This is a genomic window from Rhodoplanes roseus (assembly GCF_003258865.1).
Taxonomy (GTDB): Bacteria; Pseudomonadota; Alphaproteobacteria; order Rhizobiales; family Xanthobacteraceae; genus Rhodoplanes; species Rhodoplanes roseus.
The window spans coordinates 1-8,268 of the sequence record NZ_NPEX01000254.1; the positions used below are offsets into that span (position 1 = coordinate 1).

Sequence of the window (8,268 nt, forward strand, 5' to 3'; positions counted from 1 at the left end):
CAGGGCGTTCTTGGGTTGCGCCGGTGTGGCGCGCAGAGGTTGACGGGTTCCACGGGAATCCGTACATACTGCGTTCCCAGTCGGAAGCACTCATGGACGGCGCCGCGCCCCGGAGGTCGGGGAATGGCGTCGTTTTCGCGCTTATCGGCGGCGCGTGATTCGATTCGGTTTAACCGGCCAGAGGGCCGGGGGAAGAAGGAGCTGCGGCCTTGGCCCGTATTGCTGGCGTCAACATTCCGACCAATAAGCGCGTCCTCATTGGTCTGCAGTACATCCACGGGATCGGGGCCGCGAAGGCCCAGGAGATCATCGAGAAGGTCGGGATCCCGGTCGAGCGCCGCGTGTCGCAGCTCACCGACAACGAGGTGCTGCAGATTCGCGAGGTGATCGACCGCGACTACCTCGTCGAGGGCGATCTGCGGCGCGAGGTCGCGATGAACATCAAGCGGCTGATGGATCTCGGCTGCTACCGCGGCCTGCGGCATCGGCGCGGTCTGCCGGTGCGCGGCCAGCGCACCCACACCAATGCGCGGACCCGCAAGGGCCCGGCGAAGCCGATCGCCGGCAAGAAGAAGTAATCGCAGCCGCCAGTTTTCAGGATACAGGGCGGGCCGTGCCGCAAGCGCCGGTTCGCAGAAGGGTCGACAATGGGAAAAGAAGCCACCCGGGTCCGTCGCCGCGAGCGTAAGAACATCGCGTCGGGCGTCGCTCACGTGAACGCGTCGTTCAACAACACGATGATCACCATCACGGACGCCCAGGGCAACGCGATCGCGTGGTCGTCGGCCGGCACGATGGGCTTCAAGGGCTCGCGCAAGTCGACCCCCTATGCGGCCCAGATGGCCGCCGAGGACGCCGCCCGTAAGGCCCAGGAGCACGGCATGCGCACCCTCGAGGTCGAGGTGGCGGGGCCCGGCTCGGGCCGCGAGTCGGCGCTCCGCGCGCTGCAGTCGGCCGGGTTCACGGTGACGTCGATCCGCGACGTGACGCCGATCCCGCACAACGGCTGCCGGCCGCGCAAGCGTCGGCGCGTCTGACGGTTCATCGCTCCGGCGGACCGTTGCGGTCCGTCGCCGCCATTTTCGTCTCGCGGGCGGAGCGGGACGCGCGGCGTAAATTCCCCCGCGCCACCTAACGATGGGTGATGACGTGACAATTCAGAAGAACTGGCAAGAGCTGATCCGGCCGAACAAGCTGCAGGTCACCCCGGGCGCCGATCCCAAGCGCCTGGCGACCCTGGTGGCCGAGCCCCTCGAGCGCGGCTTCGGCCTGACGCTCGGCAATGCGCTGCGCCGGATCCTGCTGTCGTCCCTGCAGGGGGCGAGCGTGCAGTCCGTGCACATCGACGGCGTCCTGCACGAGTTCTCCTCGATCGCCGGCGTGCGCGAGGACGTCACCGACATCGTGCTGAACATCAAGGACATCGCCATCAAGATGCAGGGCGAAGGCCCGAAGCGCATGGTGGTGAAGAAGCAGGGCCCGGCCGTCGTCACGGCCGCCGACATCCAGACCGTCGGCGACGTGGTGATCCTGAATCCCGAGCTCATCCTGTGCCATCTCGACGAGGGCGCCGAGATCCGCATGGAGTTCACGGTCAACACCGGCAAGGGCTACGTCCCGGCCGAGCGCAACCGGCCCGAGGACGCGCCGATCGGTCTCATCCCGGTCGACAGCCTCTACTCGCCGGTCAAGAAGGTCTCGTACAAGGTCGAGAACACCCGCGAGGGCCAGATCCTCGACTACGACAAGCTGACGCTGTCGATCGAGACCAACGGCGCGGTGACGCCCGAGGACGCGCTCGCCTATGCGGCCCGCATCCTGCAGGACCAGCTCAACGTCTTCGTGAACTTCGAAGAGCCGAAGCGGGCCGAGCAGCCGATGTTGCTCGCCGACGACCTCGGCGGCATCCCGCCGGCCTTCCTCAAGAAGGTCGACGAGCTGGAGCTGTCGGTGCGCTCCGCCAACTGCCTGAAGAACGACAACATCGTCTATATCGGCGATCTCGTTCAGAAGACCGAGGCGGAGATGCTGCGCACGCCGAACTTCGGGCGCAAGTCGCTCAACGAGATCAAGGAGGTGCTGGCGCAGATGGGCCTGCATCTCGGCATGGAAGTGCCCGGCTGGCCGCCCGAGAACATCGAGGAGCTGGCGAAGCGCTTCGAGGACCATTACTGAGGTCTGCGGGCCGGACGCTCCGCGCGCCCGGTCACCAGGTCCAGTGTCGACATTAGTGCTGGATTCCGGATCGCCACGCGCCCGGAATGACCGACTGGAAGAGGATACGACCATGCGCCACGGCTCCGCCCATCGGAAGCTCAACCGCACGTCCGAGCATCGGCGCGCCATGTTCGCCAACATGGCGGCGGCGCTGATCAAGCACGAGCAGATCGTCACCACCCTGCCGAAGGCGAAGGACCTGCGTCCGATCGTCGAGAAGCTGGTGACGCTCGGCAAGCGCGGCGACCTGCACGCCCGCCGTCAGGCGATCGCCGAGCTGCGCGACGTCGCGATGGTCAAGAAGCTCTTCGACGTGCTCGGCCCGCGCTACAAGGACCGCCAGGGCGGCTACACCCGCGTCCTCAAGGCCGGCTTCCGCTACGGCGACTCCGCGCCGGTCGGCGTCATCGAGTTCGTCGACCGCGACGTCTCGGCCAAGGGCAAGGATTCGGGCCCGACCGCCGAAGGCGGCGAAGCCGAAGCGGCCTGATTCACGGTCGGCGCGTCGAGAGACGCGCCGTCGTCACGCGCTGCGAAACGCGCCCGGACCCTGTCCGCGGCGCGTTTTTCGTTGGTACGCCGATGCCTGAGCGCGAGCATGCGACGCTCCTCGCGCACGCCGTGGACGAACATCGAAGAATGTTCGAACGTCTTTCCCATAAGCCGCACAAATCCGGCATAGCGGCCAGGGGAGAGACCAATGCTCGGACGGACGATGGCAGGGGCGTGCGCCGCCGCTGTGACAGCAGGCGCGGTCGTGGCGGGCACCATCGGTGCAGCGGCACAAACGCCGGCCGAGCGCGGAGCCTATCTCGTCAATACCGTGATGACCTGCCACAACTGCCACACGCCGATCGGGCCGAACGGACCCGACATGGCGCGGGCGCTGACCGGGGGAACACCGGTCTTCGATACGCCGGCCTTCAAGGTTCGGGGCTCCAACATCACGCCCGACCGTCAGAACGGCATCGGGGCGTGGAGCGACGCGGACATCGAGAAAGCCCTGCGGCACGGGGTACGGCCGAACGGCGTTCCGCTCGCGCCGCCCATGCCGACCGGCTTCTACGGCGTGCTGACGCCGGCCGACTCGGCCGCGATCGCCGCCTATCTGCGCACCGTGAGGTCCTCGCCCAACAAGGTGGAGATGCCTGTCTATAAGGCCGCCATCGAGCGGGAGGCGTTTCCGGGCGCCGAGACGCCGGCCGACCCGGCGACCTTCTCGGACAACGTGAAGCTGGGCGAGTATCTGGTGACGATCGCCCATTGCATGGAATGCCATACCCCGCGGGAGAAGGGGCGGTTGGACTTCTCCGCCATCGGGGCCGGGCGGCAGGAGTTCAAGGGACCATGGGGCGTCTCGGTCTCCCGCAACATCAGCTCGCATCCGACCAAGGGGCTCGCCTCCTGGACCGACGCCGAGATCAAGCGCGCCATCACCGAAGGCGTCTCGCGCGACGGCGGCAAGCTCAAGCCGCCGATGGGCTACGGCTTCTATGCGCGGATGACGCCGGCCGATCTGGACGCGATCGTGGCCTATCTGCGGACCGTGCCGCCGCGGGAGTAGAGGGAAGGCCCGCTCGTTCGACCTGCGCGGCGGCTCGACGCCGCCACGCAGGCTCCGGCCCGCAGCGGTCCCGGCGGCCCTTCATTTGCTCGGTGCGACGCTCTATGGTTCGCGGGCTTTCGACGAGGAGTCGCGCCATGCCGTCATTCGTGCGTTCGGGCTTCGGGGTGGTCGCCGCCGTGGTGGCGGCGTTGTCGCTCGGGCCTGCCGTGGCCCAGGACACCCGGGCGGCCCAGGACACCCGGGCGGTCCAGGACACCCGGGTCCCGACCTCCCCCCAGGAGATGAAGCTGTCCTTTTCGTCGGTGGTGAAGCGGGTCACGCCGTCGGTCGTGAACGTCTATGCCGCCCGCATCGTCGAGAACCGCCATCCCTTGATGGACGACCCGGTGTTCCGCCGCTTCTTCGGCGGTCGCCCGCAGGAGCAGGTGCAGCGCTCGCTCGGCTCCGGCGTGATCGTCGATCCGAGCGGCCTCGTGATGACCAACAACCACGTCATCGAGAACATGGACCAGGTGAAGGTCTCGCTCGCCGACAAGCGCGAGTTCGAGGCCGAGATCGTCCTCAAGGATGCGCGCTCCGATCTCGCGGTGCTGCGCCTCAAGGACGTGAGCGAGACGTTTCCGGCGATCTCGCTCGGCGATTCGGACGGCCTCGCCGTCGGCGACCTGGTGCTCGCCATCGGCAACCCGTTCGGCGTCGGCCAGACCGTGACGCACGGCATCGTTTCGGCGGTCGCCCGCACCCAGGTCGGCATCACCGACTATCAGTTCTTCATCCAGACCGACGCGGCCATCAATCCCGGCAACTCGGGCGGCGCGCTGGTCGATCTCTCCGGCAAGCTGATCGGCATCAACACCGCGATCTTCTCGCGCTCCGGCGGCTCCCAGGGCATCGGCTTCGCGATCCCGGTCAACATGGTGCGCGTCGTCATCGCCTCCGCCCAGCACGGCTCCAGCGTGGTGCGCCGCCCCTGGCTCGGCGCCAAGCTGCAGGCCGTGACGGCGGAGATCTCCGAGGCCTTCGGTCTCAAGCGCCCGGCCGGCGCGCTGGTCGGCACGGTCGTGCAAAAGAGTCCGGCCGACCGGGCCGGCCTGCGGACCGGCGACCTGATCGTCGCGATCGACGGGACCGAGGTCGACGATCCGAACGCCTTCGACTATCGCTTCGCCATGAAGGCCACGGGCGGCCAGGCGCAGATCGGCGTGCTGCGCAGCGGCCGCGAGATCCGCGTCTCCGTTCCGTTGGAGGTCGTGCCGGAAGGCCCGCGCGACGAGCGCGTGATCCGGGCGCGGTCGCCGTTCCAGGGGGTCACGGCCGCGAACCTGTCGCCGGCGCTCGCCGAGGAGCTCCGGCTCGACGTGACACTGCAGGGCGTCGCGGTCGTCGAGGTGCAGGAGAACTCGCCGGCGCGCGGCCTCGGCTTCCGCAAGGGCGACGTCGTGATCGCCATCAACGGCGAGAAGATCGGATCGAGCCGCGATCTCGAACGCGCCGCCGGCCAGCAGAACCGCCTGTGGCGCATCACCATCCTGCGCGAGGGCAAGTCCATCTCGGTGGTGTTCGGCGGTTAGTCGCATCGACACCTCCCCCTCCAGGGGAGGGTGAAGCGGCACCTCGGGTGCCGCACGCCGGTTCGTCGATCCGAGATCGCCCTCCGAAGCGGAGGCATCACACTCATGGCCCCCCGCGCCAAGAAGCCGGACTCCCCCTCGCTGTTCGCGGCCGCCGGCCTCGAGCACGACGCGCCGCGTCCGCTCGCCGACAAGCTCCGGCCGCAAACCCTCGCCGAGGTGGTCGGGCAGGATCATCTGCTCGGCACCGACGGCGCGCTGACCCGGATGATCGAGACGCGCTCGCTCGGCTCGCTGGTCTTCTGGGGCCCGCCCGGCACCGGCAAGACCACGGTGGCGCGGCTGCTCGCCCACGCCACCGATCTCGAATTCGTCCAGATCTCCGCCGTCTTCTCGGGCGTCGCCGACCTCAAGAAGGTCTTCGACGCGGCCCGCGAGCGCCGTGAGACGGGGCAGGGCACGCTCCTGTTCGTCGACGAGGTGCACCGCTTCAATCGCGCCCAGCAGGACTCCTTCCTGCCCGTGATGGAGGACGGCACCGTCGTGCTGGTCGGCGCCACCACGGAGAACCCGAGCTTCGAGCTCAACGCCGCTCTCCTGTCGCGGGCCCGCGTGCTGGTGTTCCGCTCGCTCGATCCCGAGGCGGTCGGCAAGCTGCTGGCTCGCGCCGAGTCGGTGGAAGGCAGGCCGCTGCCGCTCGACGACGAAGCCCGGGCGGCGCTGATCCGCATGGCCGACGGCGACGGCCGCGCCTCGCTGACCCTGGCCGAGGAGGTGTGGCGGGCGGCGCGGGCCGGCGAGGTCTTCGACATCGCCACCCTGCAGGACATCGTCCAGCGGCGCGCGCCGATCTACGACAAGAGCCAGGACGGCCACTACAACCTGATCTCGGCCCTGCACAAGTCGGTGCGCGGCTCCGATCCGGACGCCGCGCTCTACTGGTTCTGCCGCATGCTCGATGCCGGCGAGGATCCGCTGTTCCTGGCCCGCCGCATCGTCCGCATGGCGGTCGAGGACATCGGGCTGGCCGATCCTCAGGCGCTGGTGATCGCCAATGCGGCGAAGGACGCCTACGACTTCCTCGGCAGCCCGGAGGGCGAGCTCGCCATCGCCAACGCGGTGATCTATGTCGCGACCGCGCCGAAGTCGAACGCCGCCTACAAGGCGTACGGCGCCGCGATGCGCGCCGCCAAGCAGGGCGGCTCGCTGCTGCCGCCCAAGCACATCCTCAACGCGCCCACCAAGCTGATGAAGCAGGAAGGCTACTCCGAGGGCTACCAGTACGACCACGACGCGCCGGAGGCCTTCTCGGGCCAAAACTACTTTCCCGACGAGCTGGGGCGCCAGAGCTTCTACAATCCACCCGAGCGCGGCTTCGAGCGCGAGATCAGGAAGCGGCTGGACTACTGGGCGAAGCTGCGGAAGGAGCGGGGCTGAGGATCGGCTCCTCGCGGGCGAGCTGGAAGCGCTCGAACCGGTGCAGCTCCTCCTCGATCCGCCGCTTGTGCGCCCGCGCCGTCCCGCGGCCGAGCCAGGTCCATTGCTGCACCAGGAGCTTGCCGGCCTGCCGGTCGGTCTTGAGATCGATCGCTGCGACCACGGTGTCGTCGACCAGCACCGGAAGCGCGAAATAGCCGAATATCCGCTTCTCCTTCGGCACATAGGCTTCGAAGCGGTGCTCGTAGCCGAAGAACAGCTTCAGCCGCTTGCGCTGGATGATCAGCGGATCGAACGGCGACAGCAGGTGCACGGTCGGCGCGGTCGTGTCCGTCGGACCGTCGAGAGTGTCGGGGCTGGCCCAGTGCTCGACCTTCTCGGCGCCCTCGACGATCACCGGGACCAGCTCCGCCTTGCGCAGCCGCGTCTCGATCAGCGTTCGGATCGCCGGCTTGCTCGCAGCGTCGAGGTGGCACACCGAATCGAGGCTCACGACTCCCTGCGTGCGCAAGGCGCGGTCGAGCCGATAAGCGAGCGTCTCCCGCTCCGAGGCGGGCCGCGGCAGCCTCTCCCAGCCGAAGTGGCGGTCCATCAGCTCGTAGGTCTTCAGCATCCCGGTGCGGGCCGCGATGGTCACCAGGCCGGAGTAGAAGGCGAGCTGGAGCGCGCGCTTCGACGGCTTGCGGCTCGCCCACGGATGGATCTTGTCCACCAGCACGTCGTCGTCGATGTCGCGAATCGACAGCGGCCCCTCGGCGCGCAGGCGGGCCAGCATCTTGCGGATGTCCTGCGGGGTCGCGCTGCCGAACCACCCGCCGGGCGAGGCGCGGTGACGCTTCATCGCGCCGGTGAAGAAGCGAATGTCGCGCGTCGGCACGTAGGACAGCGCGTGCGTCCAGTACTCGAACACGCTCTTGTCGACGCTCTGGGCCTGCTGCAGGTGGGCGCGCCGATAGTCCGGGATGCGGGAGTAGAGGATGTGGTGGTGGCAGCGCTCGATCACGTGGATCGTGTCGATCTGCACGTAGCCGAGATGCTCGACGGCCAGGCGCGTGGCGGCCGCGTCGCCGCCGAACGGCGCCGGCTGGTGGAGGCGTTGGGCGGCGAGCCAGAGGCGCCGCGCCCGGCGAATGTTGAGGGTCGCGACCGGACGGATACGGGAAGGCATCCGGGCGATACTAGCGCCTGCGGGCCGCCGAAACGAGCGGGTCGGCGTTCCGGATCGGCGCCGATCGGCCCCGCCGCGGAGGGGCGGCGCATCCCGGCACTTGCTCATCGCCTCGAAATTCGCGACACCAACGTCAAGAGGCAAGCACCGTAGCGTCGCGCATCGCCTTCATCGATCCGGCTCGATCGGGTCGCATACGGTCATTCCCGGGTGGCGTCGGTCGCGCGCCCGCACTTTTCCGATCCGAGGTAGAACATGGCACGAGCAAGCGGGGGGCCGCGGCAGCCCGGCGGTGGACAGCGAATTTC

At 68.6% G+C, this 8,268-nt stretch carries 8 protein-coding genes; 7 read left to right on the forward strand and 1 reads right to left on the reverse strand.

Annotation, left to right across the window (positions count from 1 at the left end):
- Nucleotides 1-209: 209 nt before the first annotated feature.
- The 7 genes from rpsM to CH341_RS24830 all read left to right on the forward strand — a co-directional run bounded on the left by rpsM (nucleotide 210) and on the right by CH341_RS24830 (nucleotide 6,792).
- The gene (gene rpsM / locus CH341_RS24800; RefSeq protein ID WP_111421656.1) at nucleotides 210-578 is read left to right on the forward strand and encodes a 30S ribosomal protein S13; all 369 of its coding nucleotides are present in this window, start codon (nucleotides 210-212) and stop codon (nucleotides 576-578) included.
- Between the two features lie 69 nt (nucleotides 579-647).
- Nucleotides 648-1,037 (forward strand): 30S ribosomal protein S11, encoded by a 390-nt coding sequence (gene rpsK, locus CH341_RS24805; protein ID WP_111421657.1) that lies wholly within the window; start codon nucleotides 648-650, stop codon nucleotides 1,035-1,037.
- 100 nt (nucleotides 1,038-1,137) lie between these two features.
- Entirely contained in the window at nucleotides 1,138-2,175 is a 1,038-nt protein-coding gene (locus CH341_RS24810) for a DNA-directed RNA polymerase subunit alpha (RefSeq protein ID WP_111421658.1), read from the forward strand.
- A gap of 112 nt (nucleotides 2,176-2,287) precedes the next feature.
- Entirely contained in the window at nucleotides 2,288-2,707 is a 420-nt protein-coding gene (gene rplQ / locus CH341_RS24815; protein WP_111421659.1) for a 50S ribosomal protein L17, read from the forward strand.
- 267 nt (nucleotides 2,708-2,974) lie between these two features.
- Complete coding sequence (locus CH341_RS24820; protein ID WP_245431237.1) at nucleotides 2,975-3,781, forward strand: cytochrome c; 807 nt, start codon at nucleotides 2,975-2,977, stop codon at nucleotides 3,779-3,781.
- 137 nt (nucleotides 3,782-3,918) lie between these two features.
- The gene (locus CH341_RS24825) at nucleotides 3,919-5,355 is read left to right on the forward strand and encodes a Do family serine endopeptidase (RefSeq protein ID WP_111421660.1); all 1,437 of its coding nucleotides are present in this window, start codon (nucleotides 3,919-3,921) and stop codon (nucleotides 5,353-5,355) included.
- A gap of 105 nt (nucleotides 5,356-5,460) precedes the next feature.
- Complete coding sequence (locus CH341_RS24830; RefSeq protein WP_111421661.1) at nucleotides 5,461-6,792, forward strand: replication-associated recombination protein A; 1,332 nt, start codon at nucleotides 5,461-5,463, stop codon at nucleotides 6,790-6,792.
- Here the strand turns inward: CH341_RS24830 and CH341_RS24835 are convergent.
- Nucleotides 6,743-7,960, reverse strand: a complete 1,218-nt coding sequence (locus CH341_RS24835; RefSeq protein WP_111421662.1) for a winged helix-turn-helix domain-containing protein — start codon at nucleotides 7,958-7,960, stop codon at nucleotides 6,743-6,745. The genes CH341_RS24830 and CH341_RS24835 overlap by 50 nt on opposite strands.
- Between the last annotated feature and the right edge of the window lie 308 nt (nucleotides 7,961-8,268).